Below are 1316 nucleotides of genomic sequence, written 5' to 3'. Positions count from 1 at the left end.
ACGTCGGTCGACGCCGAACTCATGATGGTAGGTACAGCATCCAGCGCGTTCGGCCGGAAATGTGTCGGTCCGGCTGGGTTTCCGGGCCGTAGACGCCGCTCTTCATAGAACAAAGGCCGCGGCACTCCGGGCTCCACCGCATACCGGTCCCGCAGTCCCAGAGCGTGCAGGGTCTCATGCAGCAGCGTCTTCTCGTTGCTCCCCGTGTAGACGCGGGTCGCGTCCGCGATTCCGAAACCGCTGCTCAGCCGGATGTTCTGGACTCCGGGACGTGACCTGCGGCCAAACGTGACGACGGGGTACAGGCGGAGGAAAACCGTCCGTCCCCGCGAATCGAAGCTACCTATGGCGTTGAACAACGTGGGTATGTCGCGACGTTCCATGTCGGCCGTCCGGCGAGCCTGTTCGTCGGTCACGTCGCTGTCGGCCACGAAGTGGATGCGTATCCTGATCCGCACCAGCCGCACGTCACCGACATCGATCACGCGTGCTTGGTACTGCCCTCCTCCCTCGGCTACGAAGGCCATCCCCTGCACCGCCGCCACGCGCAGAATCTCGGTCAGGACCGCACGGTGGCCGGATCCCGCTGCGCCGGCCGCAATCCCGAGTGCGTCGAGAACGACCTCCCGCAGTTGCTCGCCCCTCGCGGTGCTCAAGGCGTTTGGAGTCTCATGACCCAGCCGGGAGACCAGGGCCCACCGTATGCGCTCGAGCGTGGCCAGCCGGGCTCTGGAGGTGACCGGTTCCGGAGCTTCGAGATACTGCTCCACCACAGCGGGATCGGGAATCGGCTCGGGGCGGTCGGCCAGGTCGTCCAGAAGCCGGCTCAGCGGATCCGGATCACCGCCTGCCTTGAGCTGGCGCAGTTCCCACCTGAGGGCGTCCTTCTTCCAGGCGTTGGACATACTCCGCTGCGCACGGGGACCGAATTCGCCACGACGATGATGCACGCGCTCCAGCAACCGGAACAGCGCACCTCCGGCTCGGTTCGGAAGATTCTTTGCATCGGCGATGAGCACCTGATGCATTTCGGCCGCAGGCAGCAACGGCGCCGCGTGCCAGTCGACGGACTCGGTGAAATGACCGTTGACCGCGACCTGGATGCCCCGGGTAGGATCGGCCAGGGTCGCGTCGTACTCCGGCAGCCAGCTCGCCCCCGCCTCACCGATCGGGATACGGGCCGAAAGATCACTCCCCGGAAGAGACTCCGGCACATGATCCGCACGACGATCATCATGCAGAACCACCTGCGCCAACCCAGGCACCAGCTCACGCCAGCGGTCAAGCTTGGCACGGGCGGTCTGAGCGTCATGCAG

General features: G+C 65.7%; 1 protein-coding gene. It reads right to left on the bottom strand.

Annotated elements, in window-relative coordinates; all coding sequences use genetic code 11:
• A partial coding sequence (locus KIH74_RS35610; RefSeq protein WP_214160865.1) for a hypothetical protein occupies nucleotides 1-1214 on the bottom strand: 1214 nt, incomplete at its 3' end.
• Nucleotides 1215-1316: the final 102 nt, after the last annotated feature.

The sequence above is a fragment of the Kineosporia corallincola genome (assembly GCF_018499875.1).
In the GTDB taxonomy this organism is placed as follows: Bacteria; Actinomycetota; Actinomycetes; order Actinomycetales; family Kineosporiaceae; genus Kineosporia; species Kineosporia corallincola.
This window is presented reverse-complemented; position numbering and strand designations above follow the sequence as displayed.